This window comes from Bacillus sp. FSL K6-3154 (genome assembly GCF_040869395.1).
GTDB classification, from domain to species: Bacteria; Bacillota; Bacilli; order Bacillales; family Bacillaceae; genus Bacillus; species Bacillus safensis.
In genome coordinates this window covers 3133104-3152291 of record NZ_CP152033.1, presented here as the reverse complement: position 1 = coordinate 3152291, position 19188 = coordinate 3133104, and the positions used below count along the sequence as shown (strand labels likewise).

Below are 19188 nucleotides of genomic sequence, written 5' to 3'. Positions count from 1 at the left end.
TTTTATCTGCCGGTGCATCTTTTTTTGAGCTTGACCCAAGCTATGATAAAATATGATCAGCGAAAAGATACAGGAGGCATAACATGAGTGAAATGCGTTTTAGAGATGAAGATTTTGAAACATTCACAGTTGATGGTTTAGATGAACGAATGACTGTATTAAAAGAAAGAGTCCGTCCAAAGCTTGAGGCACTTGGCGAACATTTTGCACCACTTCTTTCTTCTATTACAGGAGACGAAATGTTTGTACACGTCGCAAAGCATGCTAGAAGATCTGTCAACCCGCCAAATGATACATGGGTTGCTTTTGCAAACAGTAAGCGCGGATATAAAAAGCTCCCTCATTTTCAAATTGGGCTTTGGAAAACACATGTCTTTGTCTGGTTTGCGCTCATTTATGAATCTCCAGTTAAGGGTGAGTACGGCCAGCTATTTGAAAAAGAGCTAGACACCATCCAGCAGAAAATACCGCAAGATTTTGTTTGGTCTAAAGATCATATGAAACCAGATGTCATGCGTCACAGCGAACTAGATTCCGAACAGCTGAAAACGCTTTTTGAACGTGTTCAAACAGTGAAGAAAGCCGAGCTTCTGTGCGGTATTCAGCTGCCTAGAGAGGAAGTCGTTCAAATGAATAATGAAGAATTCCTATCGAAAATCGAAAATGCCTTCCGCACGCTGACGTATCTATACCGCTTCACACAGAAAGAATCTGTATAAAAAAACGAGCCCTTATAGGCTCGATTCAAATTGTTGACAAAGGGCTAAAATGATTTTGATTTTAGCCCTTTGTCTTCTTTTTCAGCGTGATAGAAAACCTTTGAAGTCTAGGAAGGACGAGGACCGGCGCGGAGCGAATTTGACATTCGTGAGCACCGGCACGCAGGCCTGACACCGAATGCGAGGGTTTGTCTGCACGCTGAAACGAGCCTTTATATGCTCGTTTTTTACATACGTATAATAGCAGTCTCTTCTGCCTCTCTTGCGGTTTTCACTGCACGATAAGGGGAATACCCGCTTCCCTTTTCAAACGCCGCACAATGCGTTTTTTCCTCTGCTTTTGATGGCACAACCTCTTTAAATCGTTTATAAGCATCTAATAACTCCTGCTTCGCAATTCCTTTTTCATAGGCTTTTTCAACAGCCTGAAAAAATGAAATGACTGCAATTTTTTCCTCTGTCGTCCAGTCGACATCCATTGGATATTGATATTCCATTTACTTGTCCCTCACTTTAACACTCATTTCTCATTTGAACTTTTATTATAGCATCTGTTTGATCAGAAACCGATTGATTTTATGCTTTACATTCCGATCAGTTCATAATATAATTCTTTTGTTTTATGCAATGAAATCTGCTGTAATTGGCACAATAATAGCAGGTATTTCGATGAAGGTGGGAAAGCAATTGTCACAACATGATACACCCTTATATACTGGACTAAAAAAACACGCAGCAACCAATCCAGTCCAATTTCACATTCCAGGCCATAAAAAAGGAGCCGGAATGGATCCTGAATTTAGAGCATTCATTGGCGACAATGCATTAAGCATTGACCTCATTAATATAGAACCTCTCGATGATTTACATTCACCTCGAGGGATGATAAAAGAAGCACAGGAGCTTGCTGCTGAAGCCTTCGGTGCTGATCATACGTTTTTCTCCATTCAAGGCACAAGCGGCGCTATCATGACAATGGTGATGACGGTATGCGGGCCTGGAGATAAAATTATCATTCCGCGTAATGTCCATAAATCAATTATGTCCGCGATTGTATTTTCTGGCGCAGTTCCTGTTTTTATTCACCCAGAAATAGACAAAGAACTTGGCATCTCTCACGGTATTACACCTGAATCAGCCAAAAAGGCGCTCACTGAGCATCCAGATGCGAAAGGTTTGCTTGTCATTAATCCAACGTATTTTGGTATTTCAGCTGACTTAAAATCAATCGTAGACATTGCCCATTCATTTGATGTGCCTGTCCTTGTCGATGAAGCACACGGTGTGCATATACATTTTCACGATGAGCTTCCCCTCTCTGCGATGCAGGCAGGTGCCGACATGGCAGCAACAAGTGTCCATAAACTCGGCGGCTCTCTTACGCAGAGCTCTATTTTAAATATGAAGGAAGGGCTTGTTTCAAAAGACCGAGTGCAATCGATTTTGAGTATGCTGACGACAACGTCCACTTCTTATTTGCTCTTAGCGTCACTTGATGTCGCTCGAAAACGATTAGCCACTGAAGGAAAGGCACTAGCTCAAGAAGCCATTCGTTTGGCTGAATCAGCGAGAGACCGCTTGAATCAAATTGAAGGCATTACCTGCATTGGCAAGGAAGTACTCGGTTCAGCTTCCACTTACGATTATGACCCAACGAAATTAATTATCTCCATTAAAGACCTTGGGTTAAACGGACACGATGTCGAAAAATGGCTGAGAGAAAGCTATCGAATTGAAGTAGAGCTCTCTGACCTTTACAACATTTTATGTATCGTTACCCCTGGCGATTCAGATGAGACAATTGATACGCTCGTGACGGCGATGCAGGAAATTGCCGCAACCTCTACTCGTGAGAGCGGCAAACAAGCAGTAACGGAAGTGCTGCTGCCTGAGATCCCATCGCTTGCTATGACGCCGCGTGACGCCTTTTACGCTACAACGGAAGTCGTTCCATTTAAGGAAGCAGTCGGCCGCATTATCGCAGAGTTCGTGATGGTGTATCCGCCAGGTATTCCGATTTTTATACCAGGTGAAATTATCACAGAAGAAAATATATCGTATATCTTTAAAAATATTGAAATTGGTCTCCCTGTCCAAGGACCTGAAGATTCAACGCTTGAAATGATCCGTGTGATTAAGGAACAAAAACCAATTTTATAAAAAAGAAACATGCAGCCCCAAATGGAGCTGCATGCTTTTTTATTTATTCAGAGGCTTCATCACAGCAATGACAGTGACCACACGTTCCGTATAGCGTTGTCACTTTTTCATTTTCAAATTGATCAATGGTTTCATTGCAATCTTGACAAATAATTGTACCCACGTACATTCCCCTTTTCTTCATTCATAGTTTGAAAGCGTTTGATCTATTTCTTATTTCTATAATATGATGTCACATTTAAGTTGTCAACGGTTAATTGTATGACACATTTAATCATTTTTTATAAATATGTGCTTTTTTCTTCTCATATTGAGGGAACGTTTCAATTGTATTTTGCTTCATATCAATTCTGTAACAATTGAGTAACAATCGAAAATTGTCAAAAGAGACATGATACACTAGAGTGACTAACAGGGAACAAGCTCCTAAAAATGTTGGGACAACCCCAAATGATTTTGAGGTGAATAGATTGAATTTTATGAGGACACTTCTCATTATATTCCCCATGCTCTTTGTACTTAGTTCATGCTCATTTGCGTATATCATACCGAATCAGACCGACCAAGTCCGTCATATTCAAAAACCGAGAATTCTCTTTTTTACTGATGCAGAAAACCTTGATAAAGAAAGCCCTTATTATGATGCAGTCCTCGATTTAAAAAATGAATACCCTAAGGAAATGTCAAAAATGATTGTAAAAGAAGATCGTAAAGGCTGGAAAAATGAAGTGGACGAATTACCGGCTATTTTACTTGTCAATGATGAAAAAGTGATCGTGAAGGTGGAAGGAAATGTCCGCAGTAAACAGGAGATCTTATCGCCTTTATGTCATGCTTTAGACCGCGTCAATACAAACTAATGATATTTACCTTGCACTTATATATATCCATATGAAAAAACCCCTCACCTCATGAGGGGTTTTTCATATGGTGTTCAGGGCGCCAAAAAAAACCCTCTCCATCAAGGAGAGGGTTTCATAGGTTTCATTATTTTACGATGTGGATTGGGCTTCCGATTGCTACTTCAGCCGTTTCCATTGTAATTTCACCTAATGTTGGGTGAGCGTGAATTGTCATAGCGATATCTTCAGCAGTCACTCCAGCTTCGATTGCAAGGCTAAGCTCTGAAATCATATCAGAAGCGCCAACACCTGCGATTTGAGCACCGATAACTAGACCATCCTCTTTACGAGTGATCATTTTCATGAAGCCATCAGTTGCATCAAGAGAAAGTGCACGTCCGTTCGCTGCGAATGGGAATTTCGCTGCAACGATTTCGATTCCTTCTGCTTTTGCTTCTGCTTCAGTGTATCCAACAGTTGCAAGTTCTGGCTCAGAGAATACAACAGCAGGAATACCAAGGTAATCAATTTCAGCTGGCTCTCCAGCGATTGCTTCAGCTGCAATTTTACCTTCGTAAGAAGCTTTGTGAGCAAGTGGTGGTCCATCAACGATGTCACCAATTGCATAGATGTTAGATACGCTTGTACGGCATTGTTTGTCTGTTTTGACAACTCCGCGGTCAGTCAATTCAACACCAACTTGCTCAAGACCAAGCTCATCAGTGTTTGGACGACGACCAACAGTCACAAGTACGTAATCAGCATCAACTGTTTTTTCTTCGCCTTTTACTTCGAACGTAACAGTGACACCATCAGATTTTTCTTCAACGCCTTTTGCAAGAGCGTTTGTATGGATTTCAACGTTTCCTTTTTTCTTCAGGTTACGTTTAACCAATGAGCTCATTTGCTTTTCGAAACCTGGAAGGATTTCGTCTCCACCTTCAAGGATCACAACTTCTGTTCCAAAGTTTGCATAAGCAGTACCAAGCTCAGTACCGATGTATCCACCACCGATGACAACTAACTTTTTAGGTACTTCTTTAAGCGCTAAAGCACCAGTTGAGTTGATCACGCGGTCTGTGTATTTAAAAGTAGGCAATTCAATTGGACGAGATCCAGTTGCAAGAATTGCATTTTTGAAAGTGTAAGTCTGTGCTGAATTATCATCCATTACACGTACAGAGTTGCTGTCTACGAAATAAGCTTCACCTTTGACGATGTCTACTTTATTTCCTTTAAGAAGACCTTGAACTCCACCTGTTAACTTATTAACAACAGAAGCTTTCCACTCTTGAACTTTTGTGAAATCAACTGTTACGTTTTCAGCTTTGATACCCATGTCTTCAGAATGCTTAGCATTTTCAAAACGATGGCCAGCATTGATTAATGCTTTTGAAGGGATACAGCCAACGTTTAGACATACACCGCCAAGTGTTCCTTTTTCAACGATTGTTACTTTTTGTCCAAGCTGTGCAGCACGAATAGCAGCTACATATCCACCAGGACCTGCACCGATGACAAGAGTATCTGTTTCGATTGGGAAATCTCCTACTACCATGACATTACGCCTCCATTAAAATTAATTGTGGATCATTCAATAAACGCTTGATGTGGTTAAGGGCATTTTGCGCAGTAGCTCCGTCAATCATACGGTGGTCAAAGCTTAGGGAAAGAGCTAAGACTGGAGCTGCAACGATTTCGCCATCACGAACAACCGCTTTTTCAGCGATACGGCCAATACCAAGGATCGCTACTTCTGGGTGGTTGATGACTGGAGTAAACCATTGTCCACCAGCAGAACCGATGTTTGTGATTGTGCAAGATGCACCTTTCATTTCAGCTGGAGCCAATTTACCATCACGTGCTTTTGTTGCAAGCTCATTGATTTCGTTAGAAACTTCGAAAATCGCTTTGCGATCTGCATTTTTTACAACTGGAACTAGCAAGCCTTTTTCAGTGTCAGCTGCAATTCCGATGTTGTAGTAATGCTTTTGAACAACTTCATCTGTTTTATCATCGATAGAAGTGTTAAGTACTGGGTACTTTTTCAAAGCAGAAGTTAGAGCTTTTACAACGTAAGGCAAGTAAGTTAACTTGATTCCTTGATCAGCTGCAACTTGTTTGAATTGTTTACGATGTGCAACAAGGTTTGTTACATCAACTTCATCCATTAATGTTACGTGAGGAGCTGTATGCTTAGAGTTCACCATTGCTTTTGCGATTGCTTTGCGGATTCCGCTCATTTTCTCGCGAGTTTCTGGGAATTCTCCTTCAAGAACTGGAGCTGCTGCCGCTTTTGGAGCTGCTTCTTCTTTCGCACTTTCAGCTGCTTGAGGTGCTGCCTCTTGAGCTGCAGAACCACCATTAACGAAGCTGTCGATATCTTCTTTTAACACACGGCCGTTTTTACCAGAACCTGCAACTTTGTAAATTTCAACGCCTTTTTCGCGAGCATATTTACGTACAGATGGCATAGCGATTACGCGTTTGTTTGGATCAGCGTCTACTTGCTCTTGTGCGCCTGCACCAGTTGCTGCTGCCGCTTCTTCTTGTGCTACTTCTTTCTTCTCTGGCTCGTTACCAGCTTCAGCAGTACCTTGTACTTGAGCTTCAGTTTTTGCTTCGCCTTCTTCTTCGCTGCCTTTAAATTGAAGATTTTCGTAACCAGGTGCATCAAACGTAATGATTGTTTGTCCTACAGTTGCAACTGTTCCCTCTTCAACTTTTAATTCTAATACTTTTCCTTTAACAGGTGAAGGAATTTCTACAACTGCTTTATCATTTTGTACCTCTGCTAAAACGTCATCTTCATTGATTTCGTCGTTTGGTTTAACAAACCACTTAACGATCTCACCTTCGTGGATACCTTCTCCGATGTCCGGAAGTTTAAATTCAAATGCCACTGTTTTTCGCCTCCTAGATTTTGTTGAACCCTTGTTGTGTATATTTACACGGTCATGTAATTGATAAAGGGGAAGAGAAATAAATTCTTTTCCCCTCTGTCATTTAATTAAAATTCAAGAACTTTCTTCGCTGTTTCAAGTACATCTTTATGGTTTGGAAGCCATACGCTCTCAGCTTGAGAGAAAGCAAATACAGTATCAGGTGCAGCTACACGAAGTACTGGTGCTTCCAAGCTAAGGATCGCTCTGTCATTGATTTCAGCTACTACGTTTGCAGCAATACCAGCTTGTTTTTGTGCTTCTTGAACAACGATCGCACGGCCTGTTTTTTCAACAGAAGCGATGATTGTTTCAATATCAAGCGGGCTTACTGTGCGAAGGTCGATCACTTCAGCAGAAACGCCTTCTTTTTCTAGCTCTTCAGCAGCTTTTAGTGATTCGTGAACCATTGCACCGTAAGTGATGATTGAAAGGTCAGAACCTTCACGTTTCACGTCAGCTTTACCGATTTCAATTGTGTACTCTTCTTCAGGAACTTCCTGACGGAAAGAACGATAAAGTTTCATATGCTCAAGGAACACTACAGGATCGTTGTCACGAATTGCAGAAATTAAAAGTCCTTTTGCATCGTAAGGTGTTGAAGGAATAACAACCTTGATACCAGGCTGTTGTGCGATAAGACCTTCTAAGCTGTCAGCGTGAAGCTCAGGTGTGTGAACTCCCCCGCCGAATGGAGAACGGATTGTCACTGGAGAATGCCAGCGTCCGCCAGAACGGTAACGCATACGAGCCATTTGTCCAGAAACAGAATCTAATACTTCGTAAACGAATCCGAAGAATTGAATTTCCATTACCGGGCGGAATTCTTGTAGTCCAAGGCCAATAGCAAGACCGCCAATACCAGATTCAGCAAGTGGAGTATCGAATACACGATCCTCACCAAACTCTTTTTGCAATCCTTCAGTCGCACGGAATACGCCGCCGTTTTTACCAACGTCTTCTCCGAAAACGAGAACGTTTTCGTCATTTTTCAGTTCTGTGCGTAACGCATCAGTGATCGCTTGAATCATTGTCATTTGCGCCATGGCTTACTTCGACTCCTTCTGTTTGTAAATTTCAAGCTGTTCAACTAAGTTGAATGGTTTTACATCGTACATGTTTTCAATCAAGTCAGTGACTTTTTGCTTAGGCTGTTCGTCAGCTTCTTTGATCGCTTGTTTGATTTGTTCTTTTGCATCTTCAATCACTTTATTCTCTTCTTCTTCAGACCATAGGCCTTTGTTTTCCAAGAATTTGCGGTAGCGTACCAATGGATCTTTTTGCTCCCACTCGTTTTCATCTTCTTTTGTACGATATCTTGTTGGATCGTCACCAGCCATTGTATGTGGGCCGTAACGGAATGTAAGAGTTTCGATTAATGTTGGACCTTCACCATTTACAGCGCGCTCACGAGCTTCAGCAGTTGCTGCATAAACAGCTAATGCATCCATACCGTCAACTTGTACGCCTACGATACCAGCTGCAGCTGCTTTTTGCGCAATTGTTTGTGCAGCAGACTGCTTTTCAACAGGTGTAGAGATCGCATATCTGTTGTTTTGGACAACAAAAATCGCTGGCGCTTTGTAAGCCCCTGCAAAGTTAATACCTTCGTAGAAATCACCTTGTGAAGCTCCACCGTCACCAGTGTAAGTGATTGCAACAGCTTTTTTACCGCGCTTTTTCAAACCAAGAGCTACACCAGCAGCTTGAATGATTTGAGCACCGATAATGATTTGCGGTGAAAGTGCATTCACATCTTCAGGCATTTGGTTACCAACAAAGTGTCCGCGAGAGAACAAGAATGCTTTTGTTAGCGGAAGACCATGCCAGATTAATTGTGGTACGTCACGATATCCTGGAAGAATGAAATCTTCTTTCTCAAGTGCAAAGTGAGTTGCAAGCTGAGAAGCCTCTTGTCCAGCTGTTGGCGCGTAGAAGCCAAGACGTCCTTGACGGTTCAATGAAATTGAACGTTGATCTAATACTCGTGTAAACACCATACGGCGCATTAATTCTTTTAATTGGTCATCTGAAAGATCCGGCATTGCCGCTTCGTTTACGACTTCGCCTTTTTCGTTTAAAATTTGAAACGTTTCAAACTGCTTTTTGATGGCATCAAATTGCTTTTTGCTATCAACAATTGCTTTTTTTGTTTTTGCAGCCATTCTAAAGTCACCTCTTCCTTTCTTTTAACAGTCCATTTGTCGTGAATCCATTTATACATACAGATATAGGATAACCCAAAATACTCATATGACTCCTGTATATAATAGCCACTAAGATCGTTGTCGAAACATTGGTTGACCACTCGTTTTTGAGTCCTTCTAACTGTATTAACGATAGTTCACAAAAAACTAATACAACTTCTGTTAACAAGGAATAGTTTACAACAAGAAAAATAGTCCGTCAATTGATTTAACGGCTTTATTTAAATAAATGTATTCGCTTTACTTTTTATGGTGAACTGTATCAATCTGTTTAACAAACAACCTAATCTGTACTAGTATAGAGTGTACTACTGTACTACAATAGAAAATGTTTGTTTTTGTCGAAAAATAAAAAAAGAGCTGTTTTTCAGCTCTTTTTCGACTCTTGATCTGCTGCTTTATACAAAGCCTTTTTATGATCATTCAATTGATCTGTATATCGATTGAACTCCTTACTTTCTTTTCTGACTTTGCTATATGAACGATTCACGGTCTTCAGCTTTGACTTCAGCTCTTCATACCCTAGATCCTTTTTCTTCAAAGATTGATACAAATGCTGATCTTGTTTCAGCGCCTTTTGATACTCCTTGTAAAGCTGATCATATGACGCATATCGTTTCTCGATCGATTTGACCGTTTGAGCTGCTTTCTCTTTTAACTCCGCATCTTGCAATCGTGCGGCAGATTCCTTTACCGTTTTCAATTCTTTTTTCGATTCATCCATACTGTCTTTTTCTGTTTTTAAATGTTCTTCTCGTTTCGCTGCCGATGCTAACGCCTGATCAGAAAGGCTTGCCACTGTTTTTGTATGGTCCTTTGTTGTTTGAATCATTTTTTTATACAGCTTCTGCTCTTTTTCTTCATAGCTTTGCAGTGTACCTTGCTCTTTTTCGAAGGATGCTTCTTTTTCACTCATTTTCGTCATTGCGTCCTGCATATCATTGAATGGACTTTGACCTCCGCACCCTGTCAGCAAAAGGGTACATATCCCCGCTAAAGCAGCACCTGCTTTCATGCTTCTTTTCATCTGTCTCATGACAAGGTCCCCCTTTACATCTCCACATACCACTATAATTTTTATAGACGTTTGTGACAAGGAAAGAGGTCAGTCAAATGAGGCGGAGAAGATTTTTTTCAAGCAATAGGCGCATGACTATACAAATAGTGCATTCATACATAGTTTATATTACACGCTTCGCCTTCACTTATGAGAGGCCAAGTGTATTTCCAAAGGAGGTCAAAAGTATGTCTAATTATAGTCATGGAAGTATGTATGGTGGATACGGCGGTTACGGGTATGGATTCGGTGGTGGATATGGCGGCGGCTGTTGTTACCCAAGCTATGGCGGTGGATACGGATGCGGATACGGCGGCGGACGTACATTCGCTTTAATCGTTGTGCTTTTCATCCTATTAATTATCGTTGGCGCAGCATTCTTAGGCGGCGGTGGCTGCTGCTAAGGCTGTTTAAGCCTCTGACCGGTCTCACAGGACCGGTCTTCTTTATTTCATTGCATATGTTGTGTATCATTTTATATACTTTACATACAAAGGAAATAGGAGTGAAGTTTTGTGATTACCATGGATGATATCGTAAGGGACGGACATCCCGTCTTAAGACAAACAGCTGAAGCGGTCGAGCTCCCGCCGACAGAAGAGGAAAAACAGCAATTAGCTGACATGATCGAATTCGTCAAAAACAGTCAGGATGCTGACATTGCTGAAAAATACGGACTAAGACCCGGCGTTGGATTGGCAGCTCCGCAAATCAATATTAGTAAACGAATGATCGCTGTTCACTGTGAGGATGAAGACGGAGAAGAATACAGCTATGCTCTGTTCAACCCGCGTATTGTCAGTCATTCAGTCAAAAGAGCTTATTTAGCGACTGGTGAAGGCTGCTTATCAGTTGATGAAGCCATCCCTGGATTTGTTCCTCGATATCAAAAAATCAGGGTCAAGGCCACTACGCTTGAAGGAGAGGACATTGATATCCGTCTAAAAGGGTTCCCTGCCATTGTCTTTCAGCACGAAATTGACCATTTAAATGGCATTATGTTTTATGATCATATTCAAAAGGATCAGCCATTCGCTGAGCCAGAAAACTCTGTTGCGATCGGCAGATCATAACATAAAAAAGAAGACCCGGCGATCTAAGGGTCTTCTTTTTTATTCTTCAATGAGGCCAAGCTGGGTCACTGCATGGAATATGCCGTCCTCATCTACTGACTTTGTCACAAAATCAGCCAATGCCTTCAATTCACTCACAGCATTTCCCATCGCCACGCCTGTTCCAGCAAACGAAATCATTTCTCTATCGTTCAGTCCGTCTCCAAAGGCAATGGTATCCTTTTGATCGTAAGGAAGTCTTTCGATGACTCGTTTGATTCCTTCAGCTTTTGATCCGCCTTTTGGCAGAACGTCTGTTGACAGCTCATGCCATCTGACAAGGTCAATTTCTTCGCGGAATGCCTTATACTCCTCTTCCTCTTCTGCCTTACAAAATAACAGCATTTGAAAAATGTCGTTTTCTTTAAAGAAAGATACATCGTGCTCAGGATGCTCTGTTTTTAAAGTACCGATTCCTTCATGGATAAACGGATGATTCGGCACAGACGCCTTCATCGTTTCTTCTCCCATAAAAACAAGCGGATGATCATGACGATCCGCTGTCTCATAAATCCGCTCCATCAGCTCCTGCTTCAGCGGATTGCCGTAAATAACGTCTCCCTCATACATGACATACTGACCGTTATAAGCAATGAATGAGTCAAGCCCTAATTCTTCTAAAATGGGCCGAATCAGAAAAGGAGAACGCCCAGATGCAATGAAGAGATGATGACCTTTTTCTTTTAATAAATGAACCGCTCGCTTCGTTGACTCAGGTATATTTTTATCATGGTCATATAAAGTACCGTCGATATCAAAGAAGATGACTTTTTTATTCATATCTCGCCCTCCTGCTCTTCGTTATGTATACACACTCCCTTTCATCATACAGAAAGATTTCCGCTTTCGAAACCAATTCCTTTTGAAAGCGCCTATTTCCCACATATAACCATGTAACATTCAATAGAAACATCATATAATACAAGTATATAGAGAGACCGGAACACGCTGGTTAAGCTTACTTCAATCCGAAAGGAGGCGGCATCTGATGCTTCGTCGTCTGCGTAAGAAAATTCGAAGACAATGGAAGGACATGCTTCGTAAAAAATCGATTGCTTAAAGGGATCTTCCGCACATTTGCCGAAGGTCCTTTTTTCTCAGAGACTTTTCTTATGCGCGTTTTTTTAATATAATAGAATAAGCGAGTGTAACATACGGTATTTAAGGAGAGATTTGGATGATATATAAGGTATTTTTTCAGGCAAGTACTACTGAGGTACCTGTAAGAGAACACACAGATTCACTATACGTTGAAGCGGTTTCTGAAAGAGACGTACGCGATAAGTTGAAAAAACATAACTACAACATTGAATTCATTCAGCCTGTAGACGGTGCTTTTTTAGACTATGAACGAGAAAGTGAAAATTTTAAAGTATTGGAGCTATGAGAGGAATGAAATTTGTTAAAAACGATCAGGCGGCAGTTTTTGCGCTCGGCGGTTTAGGCGAGATCGGTAAAAACACGTATGGCGTTCAATTTCAAGATGAAATCATTTTAATTGATGCAGGTATTAAGTTTCCTGAAGACGAGCTTCTTGGAATTGACTACGTCATCCCTGACTATACGTACTTAGTTAAAAACGAAGATAAAATCAAAGGTCTTTTCATCACTCACGGACATGAAGACCACATCGGCGGTATCCCTTACCTTCTCAAGCAAGTGAATATTCCAGTTTACGGCGGCAAACTCGCAATCGGCCTACTTCGTAATAAATTGGAAGAGCACGGTCTCTTGAGACAAACAAAACTTCATATTTTTGAAGAAGAAGATACCATTAAATTTAGAAAAACAGCTGTGTCTTTCTTTAGAACGACACACAGTATTCCAGATTCTTATGGAATTGTCGTCAAGACACCTCCTGGTAACATCGTACATACAGGTGATTTCAAGTTTGACTTTACTCCTGTTGGCGAGCCTGCCAATTTAACCAAAATGGCTGAGATCGGAAAAGAAGGCGTCCTTTGTCTTTTATCTGATAGTACAAACAGTGAAATCCCAGAATTTACGATGTCTGAAAGACGCGTAGGTGAAAGCATTGATGACATCTTTAGAAAAGTCGATGGACGCATCATCTTTGCCACGTTTGCTTCCAACATTCACAGACTTCAGCAAGTGATTGAGTCTGCTGTTGCCAACGGCAGAAAAGTCGCTGTATTTGGACGCAGTATGGAATCTGCCATTGATATTGGTCAAGATCTTGGCTATATTAAATGTCCAAAAAACACGTTTATTGAACATAATGAAATCAACCGCCTTCCGGCAAACAAAGTGACCATTCTTTGTACTGGAAGCCAGGGTGAACCGATGGCAGCTCTTTCTCGTATTGCCAACGGTACTCACCGCCAGATTTCTATTAATCCTGGAGACACTGTTGTCTTCTCATCTTCACCGATTCCAGGTAACAATATTAGTGTAAGCCGCACAATTAACCAGCTTTATCGTGCAGGTGCTGAGGTCATTCATGGCTCGCTTAATAATATTCATACATCTGGTCACGGCGGACAAGAAGAACAAAAACTCATGCTCCGTTTAATTAAACCAAAATTCTTTATGCCGATTCACGGTGAATACCGCATGCAAAAAACGCATATCAAACTTGCGAATGATTGCGGCATCCCTGAGGAAAACTGCTTTATCATGGATAACGGTGAAGTTCTTGCACTGAAAGGTGACGAAGCAAGTGTCGCTGGCAAAATTCCATCAGGCAACGTGTATATCGACGGAAGCGGTATTGGCGATATCGGAAACATCGTTTTAAGAGACCGCCGCATTCTTTCTGAAGAAGGTCTTGTCATTGTCGTCGTGAGCATGGACATGAAAGAATTCAAAATCTCTGCTGGTCCTGATTTAATCTCAAGAGGTTTTGTCTACATGAGAGAATCTGGAGATCTGATTAACGATGCACAGGATTTAATTTCAAAGCATCTTGAAAAAGTAATGGAACGTAAGACAACTCAGTGGTCTGAAATCAAGAACGAAATTACTGACACCCTTGCACCTTTCCTTTATGAAAAAACAAGACGCCGTCCAATGATCTTACCGATTATTATGGAAGTGTAATCATAAAAAGAGACACAAGCCGCTTGGCTGTGTCTCTTTTTTGCACTATTCATTGAAAAAAGCGCATATATACAAGGTACACATGCGGTTTCTCATTTTTTATTGAATTGGGAGATGCTGAAAGCTTCTGACATCAAACAAACCCTTTGTCGTCATTTTCACATCAGGAATGACTGGGAGTGCCAAGAAGGACAGCGTCAAAAATGGATTAAAATCTAATGTAAAGCCTGTTTCTTTCAACGCTTCATGGAGTGCATGAAGGCTTTCATTTACAAGATGTGCCGGCTGATCTGAAAGTAAACCAGAGATCGGTAATGGCAGCGTATGAAGAGACTGACCCTCTTTGACAACCGTCAAACCGCCCCCTGCTTCTTTTAATGCGTCAATGGCTTTCACGATATCAGCATCATTTGTGCCAACCGCAATTAAATTGTGAGAATCATGCGCAACCGTTGTTGCAATTGCGCCCTTTTCTAATCCAAAGCCGCTGACAACCCCTATCCCCATTTCAGATAAGCCTTGATGGCGTTCAACAAGCACCATTTTTAATACATCTCTTTCTGTATCACTAGTGAATTGTCCGTTCGTTTCTGATGGAGAGATGCGTTCTAATTTTGTTTCTAGCTGATTTGGAATAATGCGGATGACATTCATTTTTTGATGAGCTGTGATAGGCAGAGACAGATCTTGCTCTTGAACGTCTATCGCATGAACAGATTGTAATAAGGCTGGACTTGGTGCAATTTTTTCGACACTTGGCTTGTACTCTCCATGCTGCGCCACCAATTCTCCTGCAATAAATACGCTGGTGATGTCTACTTGATAAAGATCAGAGACAAGCATAAAATCAGCATCAAAGCCTGGCGCAATGGCTCCCTTTGTTTTGAGGCCAAAACACTCCGCTGCGTTTAAACTTCCCATTTGATACGCTAAAAATGGATCTAACCCTTCTTTTATAGACATACGTACTTGTTCATCAATACTTCCTTCAGCCATTAAATCATCTAAATGTTTATCATCGGTACAAAAGAAAAAACGTCTCGCATTCTTTTCATTCACAGCTGGTAAAACGTTTTTCACGTTTTTGGCAACAGAGCCTTCTCTCAGCATGACATACATGCCTCGTTTTACACGTTCAAGGGCTTCGCCGGCTGTTGTTACCTCGTGATCTGTTTGGACACTAGCTGTGCGGTAAACGTTTATTAATCGGTCCGTTAAGCCTGCTAAATGGCCATCAATCAATTTATTCTCATTTTGAGCATCAAGCAGTTTTTGAAGCATATCTTCTTCAGCCTGCTCCACACCGACGTAATCCATCACCTCGGCAAGACCAAGAACCTCTTTCTCTTGATACAAAGGCTTTAAATCTTTCGCTTTTAAAACAGCACCTGATCGCTCAAAACTAACTGCCGGTACGCAGGATGGCAGCATGAAATAAATATTTAAGGCAGCTTTTCTCGCTTCTTCCAGCATAAAACGGATGCCTGTGATCCCTGACACATTGGCAATTTCATGCGGGTCTGTTACGACAGTTGTCACACCGCGCGGGACGACAGCTTTGGAGAATTCAGCAGGGGTCACCATAGAGGACTCGATATGAACGTGGCCATCAATAAAACCGGGTACTAGCATTTGACCTGCTGCATCCAGCTCCTGTTCTCCCTCGTACTCTCCAATCCCTACTATTTGTCCATTTTCAACAGCGACATCAGCGTCTAGCCATTCCTGGTTAAACACGTCCATAACCTTCGCATGTTTAATCACTAGGGCTGCTTTTTTTCTCTTTGCAGCTACTTCAATTTGATGTCTGAAAAGCTCCTTATCCAACGACACTGCCTCCTCCAAGTAAACAATATAATGTTTCTTATCGTAAACGAATCTGTTTGCCCAGTCAATGACATTTAGAGAAAATCATCCAGATAAAAAGACTGATTTTTATTTCTGAATAGTGATAATTGCATGAATAATATGATGATTGACTTTAGCTGTTTATGCAGAACAAAACAGCCCTTTTAAATGTCTTCTTCCCTCTTCACTGTCCACCTCATGTGTACACAATCATATAAAAAAACACCCCGCCCAGGGTGTTTAATAATCGTTCTGCATTTCTCGTTTTTCAAAGCGTCCAATATCGGCTACTGCCCCAATGACAATCAGAATATCTTCTTTTTGAATCATTTCATCTGCGAGCGGTGAAACAATCACTTCTTTTCCACGCTTAATCGCCACAATATTAATGCCATATCTCGCTCGAATATCGAGATCTAGAAGAGAATGCCCTGCAAGCCTGCTGTTGGCAACGATTTCAATGAGGCTGTACTCATCTGACAGCTCAAGATAATCTAATACGTTATTGGAGATGATTTTATGTGCAATTCGTCTGCCCATGTCCCGCTCTGGATGAACGATGCGGTCAGCCCCAATTTTATTTAGTACCTTTTCGTGGTAGTCGTTCTGCGCCTTTACTGTGACCATTTTGACGCCAAGCTCTTTCAGCATGATCGTCGTTAAAATACTGGCCTGAATGTTTTCACCAATCGCAACGATGACATGATCAAAATTGCGAATGCCGAGATTTTTTAAAACAGATTCGTCCGTCGAATCACCAATCACCGCATGTGAGGCAATTTTCGCGTATTCGTTCACTCGATCTTCATTCATATCCATGGCCATGACTTCAAGTCCTTCTTCGCTCAGCGCCTTGCAAATACTCCCGCCAAAGCGTCCAAGACCAATGACTGCATATTCCTTTTTCATGTTCAGACTCCTTTTATCTCACTTACCATGCATTTTACTACGGTTTGATTAACGAATCCATATGCGAGCGAATTTTTTTGCGGAACGCTTCACTTAAGTAAAGATCTGCTCCTTTTTCAATTTCACTGCGGTAATGACCTGGCGGAGCAATTTCATCGCTCTTTTGAAGAACTAGAAAGGTTAAACAGTCTGCATATATTTGATCACCTATTTTGACATCGACAAAAGCTGGACGATATGTGCCCTCATAGACGCCTTCTCGTTTGTACAAATATCGAATGGCATCAAAAGGAACCTCATATAAAACGCCCTCTGTTTCTCCGCCGTCTTCTACCATATCTGCTCTTGATCCATCAGGCCTCACCAACGTAAATCTAGTTGTAAAGCCGTTCAGAGCACCGCCGCCGATGATTTGTTTAAAATAATGATCAACTTCTGCCAGTTTAAATCTTGCATCATCCATACAGGAGCCATAGGCAAAATAATAGAAGGATGCCGGCTTCTGCTGCCACAGTCTATATTCCTTCCAGCAGCCGCTCTCGATCTCCTTCAGAGATGATGCCTTCTGCTTTGGTAAAGTGTATGTAACAGCCGCCACCAGCCCTTGGTCTGTCATGACATCGACCACCTGCTTGTCATACCCTTCCTCAAGAAAATCTATCTTATTCAGCGTGCTTGCGGTTACCTCGTACAATTCTCCATATACTGTGCTTTTCTCTTCTAGAACGCACGCAGGGTATCCTTGACCTGTATCATAGATTCTGCCGCTGATCCAAGCTGATTTAGCTAATGGCCTGCTATCTTTCATATACGCCTCGTGGTGCTCTTCATGCTGCAAAAGCGTCCCATATACAAATAAAGCTTTCACCTTCATGAAATCACGTCCTCTCGCCTTGCTGCTGTCTGCATTTTTGCCACACAGGTAAATAGATATGAAAAGCTGTACCTTTTCCCAGCTCACTGACCACATCCATCCTACCGTGATGATCTTTTAAAATCGCTGCACAGATGGTGAGACCAAGTCCCGTCCCTTCTGTTTTCGTGGAGAAGAAAGGATCATATATTTTCTGAATATCCTCTTCAGACATCCCTTTTCCTTCATCTTGAATGGTAATTTTCCATTCGTTCATCACTTTTTCTGTTGATATGTATATGCTGCCGCCTTCGGGCATTGCCTCAATGGCATTTTTGATTAAATTAATGAACAGCTGTTTCATTTGATTAGCGTCTGCTAATATAGCGCCGGCATCCTGCTTTTTAAATGGCTGTTTGAGATCAATATTCGAGAGGACTGCATTGGTTTTCAGCAATGTAATGACCTGCTCTAACAGTCCATGAAGCTGAACTTCTTGAAAATGGACCGACTGCGGCTTTGCCAGCACAAGCAGCTCACTTAAAACAAAATCAATCCGTTTAATTTCGGAAAAGATAATGTCAAAATAATCGGTTCTTTCAGGATATTGTGTTTTCATCAGCTGCAAAAAGCCGTTTACTGAGGTCAGCGGATTTCTGACTTCATGGGCGATTCCAGCAGCTATTTGTCCTGCAACGGCTAACTTTTGCGCCTGCATTTGCACTTGTTGATTTGATCTTTCAAGTTCAAGCTTTGCCAGCTTTTGTTTTGTAATATCTGCAACTGTTCCAATACCTCCAGTAAACTGGTGCTGCTCATCAAAGTAGAGCTTATAATGAACGTCTCCCCATACTTTCTTCCCCTCTTTATGAAGAAGCTGCAGCTCGATCCGCCCTGAATCTTTATGCTCTTTGATAACAGATGACAAATGCTGAATAACTCTTTCTTCTTGATCAAAGTACTGATTGTACATCGTACCTAGACATTCATCTATGTCATAGCCGGTCATTTGTTTCCATGCTTGATTTAAGAAGATGATGTGCCCTTTTTCATCTGTTTCAAAGACAATTTCTTGCAAGTTATCTGTAATTCGATTCAGCCGCTCTGTCAGTTCGTGTGCTTCTTTTTCTCTCTTATTTAGATCAGACACAAGTAAATTCAAGCGGTCTACATATCCTGAGACAATCCAGATCCCTGCTAACACAACGACTGTAAAGGCTAGATCGAGCGGCCAATTAATTTGATAGCCGCCTAGATAATAAAAGAAATCCCAGCTTATGATTAAGATAAATGCAAGAACAGATAACACGATCCGCACTTGATATGTTTTGTTCAAATGATTCCACCTGCCGCCCTGAGATTCTTTGTCAATTGTACCATTTTCCACTTATTTTTTGAGGGAGATGGGGCATTTTTAAGGAACTTTTTTAAAGAAAAATAGCCTGTTCTCAGCACAAAGGAAGAGAGCAGGCTATTTTG

General features: G+C 41.4%; 19 protein-coding genes. 7 read left to right on the top strand and 12 right to left on the bottom strand.

The annotated features are described in order from the left end of the window. Nucleotides 1-83 precede the first annotated feature (83 nt). A complete protein-coding gene (locus tag MHH61_RS16300; protein ID WP_024426894.1) occupies nt 84-719 on the top strand; it encodes a DUF1054 domain-containing protein in 636 nt (211 codons plus the stop codon). A 227-nt stretch (nt 720-946) separates the two neighbouring features. On the opposite strand, the gene MHH61_RS16295 is transcribed toward MHH61_RS16300, so the two are convergent. Then, a complete protein-coding gene (locus tag MHH61_RS16295; protein ID WP_024424759.1) occupies nt 947-1216 on the bottom strand; it encodes a UPF0223 family protein in 270 nt (89 codons plus the stop codon). A 190-nt stretch (nt 1217-1406) separates the two neighbouring features. Here MHH61_RS16295 and MHH61_RS16290 point away from each other — a divergent pair, with 190 nt between their 5' ends. Further along, nucleotides 1407-2879 carry an aminotransferase class I/II-fold pyridoxal phosphate-dependent enzyme gene (locus MHH61_RS16290; protein WP_125586265.1) on the top strand — a complete coding sequence of 491 codons (1473 nt, stop codon included), beginning with the start codon at nt 1407-1409 and terminating at the stop codon, nt 2877-2879. Nucleotides 2880-2922: 43 nt separating this feature from the next. Here the strand turns inward: MHH61_RS16290 and MHH61_RS16285 are convergent, their stop codons facing one another. After that, nucleotides 2923-3042 (bottom strand): GapA-binding peptide SR1P, encoded by a 120-nt coding sequence (locus MHH61_RS16285; RefSeq protein ID WP_003212464.1) that lies wholly within the window; start codon nt 3040-3042, stop codon nt 2923-2925. Between the two features lie 316 nt (nt 3043-3358). On the opposite strand from MHH61_RS16285, the gene MHH61_RS16280 reads away from it, so the two are divergent. Beyond that, on the top strand, nt 3359-3739 hold the full coding sequence (locus MHH61_RS16280) for a hypothetical protein (protein ID WP_223250976.1): 381 nt from the start codon (nt 3359-3361) through the stop codon (nt 3737-3739). Nucleotides 3740-3866: 127 nt separating this feature from the next. On the opposite strand, the gene lpdA is transcribed toward MHH61_RS16280, so the two are convergent. From lpdA to MHH61_RS16255, 5 genes are all read right to left on the bottom strand, one after another. Further along, nucleotides 3867-5279 (bottom strand): dihydrolipoyl dehydrogenase, encoded by a 1413-nt coding sequence (gene lpdA / locus MHH61_RS16275; RefSeq protein WP_024426892.1) that lies wholly within the window; start codon nt 5277-5279, stop codon nt 3867-3869. A gap of 4 nt (nt 5280-5283) precedes the next feature. Continuing rightward, nucleotides 5284-6624 (bottom strand): dihydrolipoamide acetyltransferase family protein, encoded by a 1341-nt coding sequence (locus MHH61_RS16270; RefSeq protein ID WP_024426891.1) that lies wholly within the window; start codon nt 6622-6624, stop codon nt 5284-5286. Between the two features lie 107 nt (nt 6625-6731). After that, complete coding sequence (pdhB, locus tag MHH61_RS16265) at nt 6732-7709, bottom strand: pyruvate dehydrogenase complex E1 component subunit beta (protein ID WP_012009824.1); 978 nt, start codon at nt 7707-7709, stop codon at nt 6732-6734. A 3-nt stretch (nt 7710-7712) separates the two neighbouring features. After that, a complete protein-coding gene (gene pdhA, locus MHH61_RS16260) occupies nt 7713-8828 on the bottom strand; it encodes a pyruvate dehydrogenase (acetyl-transferring) E1 component subunit alpha (protein ID WP_024424754.1) in 1116 nt (371 codons plus the stop codon). A 409-nt stretch (nt 8829-9237) separates the two neighbouring features. Next, complete coding sequence (locus tag MHH61_RS16255) at nt 9238-9906, bottom strand: YkyA family protein (protein ID WP_125586269.1); 669 nt, start codon at nt 9904-9906, stop codon at nt 9238-9240. A 233-nt stretch (nt 9907-10139) separates the two neighbouring features. On the opposite strand from MHH61_RS16255, the gene MHH61_RS16250 reads away from it, so the two are divergent. Continuing rightward, nucleotides 10140-10331 carry a YjcZ family sporulation protein gene (locus MHH61_RS16250; RefSeq protein ID WP_029706718.1) on the top strand — a complete coding sequence of 64 codons (192 nt, stop codon included), beginning with the start codon at nt 10140-10142 and terminating at the stop codon, nt 10329-10331. 111 nt (nt 10332-10442) lie between these two features. Continuing rightward, nucleotides 10443-11000: a peptide deformylase gene (def, locus tag MHH61_RS16245; RefSeq protein WP_024424751.1), complete on the top strand. Its 558-nt coding sequence runs from the start codon at nt 10443-10445 to the stop codon at nt 10998-11000. A 39-nt stretch (nt 11001-11039) separates the two neighbouring features. Here the strand turns inward: def and MHH61_RS16240 are convergent, their stop codons facing one another. Then, complete coding sequence (locus tag MHH61_RS16240) at nt 11040-11819, bottom strand: Cof-type HAD-IIB family hydrolase (RefSeq protein WP_125586271.1); 780 nt, start codon at nt 11817-11819, stop codon at nt 11040-11042. A 397-nt stretch (nt 11820-12216) separates the two neighbouring features. Here MHH61_RS16240 and MHH61_RS16235 point away from each other — a divergent pair, with 397 nt between their 5' ends. Together MHH61_RS16235 and rnjA are read left to right on the top strand one after the other, a co-directional pair. Continuing rightward, nucleotides 12217-12426, top strand: coding sequence for a DNA-dependent RNA polymerase subunit epsilon (locus MHH61_RS16235; RefSeq protein WP_008345114.1), 210 nt, complete (start codon nt 12217-12219; stop codon nt 12424-12426). Nucleotides 12427-12431: 5 nt separating this feature from the next. Further along, on the top strand, nt 12432-14099 hold the full coding sequence (gene rnjA, locus MHH61_RS16230) for a ribonuclease J1 (protein WP_012009818.1): 1668 nt from the start codon (nt 12432-12434) through the stop codon (nt 14097-14099). 99 nt (nt 14100-14198) lie between these two features. On the opposite strand, the gene ade is transcribed toward rnjA, so the two are convergent. The 4 genes from ade to MHH61_RS16210 all read right to left on the bottom strand — a co-directional run bounded on the left by ade (nt 14199) and on the right by MHH61_RS16210 (nt 19045). Further along, the gene (gene ade, locus MHH61_RS16225; RefSeq protein WP_125586273.1) at nt 14199-15926 is read right to left on the bottom strand and encodes an adenine deaminase; all 1728 of its coding nucleotides are present in this window, start codon (nt 15924-15926) and stop codon (nt 14199-14201) included. 261 nt (nt 15927-16187) lie between these two features. Further along, nucleotides 16188-16856: a TrkA family potassium uptake protein gene (locus MHH61_RS16220; RefSeq protein ID WP_008345123.1), complete on the bottom strand. Its 669-nt coding sequence runs from the start codon at nt 16854-16856 to the stop codon at nt 16188-16190. Between the two features lie 37 nt (nt 16857-16893). Continuing rightward, nucleotides 16894-17730, bottom strand: coding sequence for a gamma-glutamylcyclotransferase (locus MHH61_RS16215; protein WP_034623312.1), 837 nt, complete (start codon nt 17728-17730; stop codon nt 16894-16896). Between the two features lie 4 nt (nt 17731-17734). Further along, nucleotides 17735-19045, bottom strand: coding sequence for an ATP-binding protein (locus MHH61_RS16210; protein WP_024426886.1), 1311 nt, complete (start codon nt 19043-19045; stop codon nt 17735-17737). Between the last annotated feature and the right edge of the window lie 143 nt (nt 19046-19188).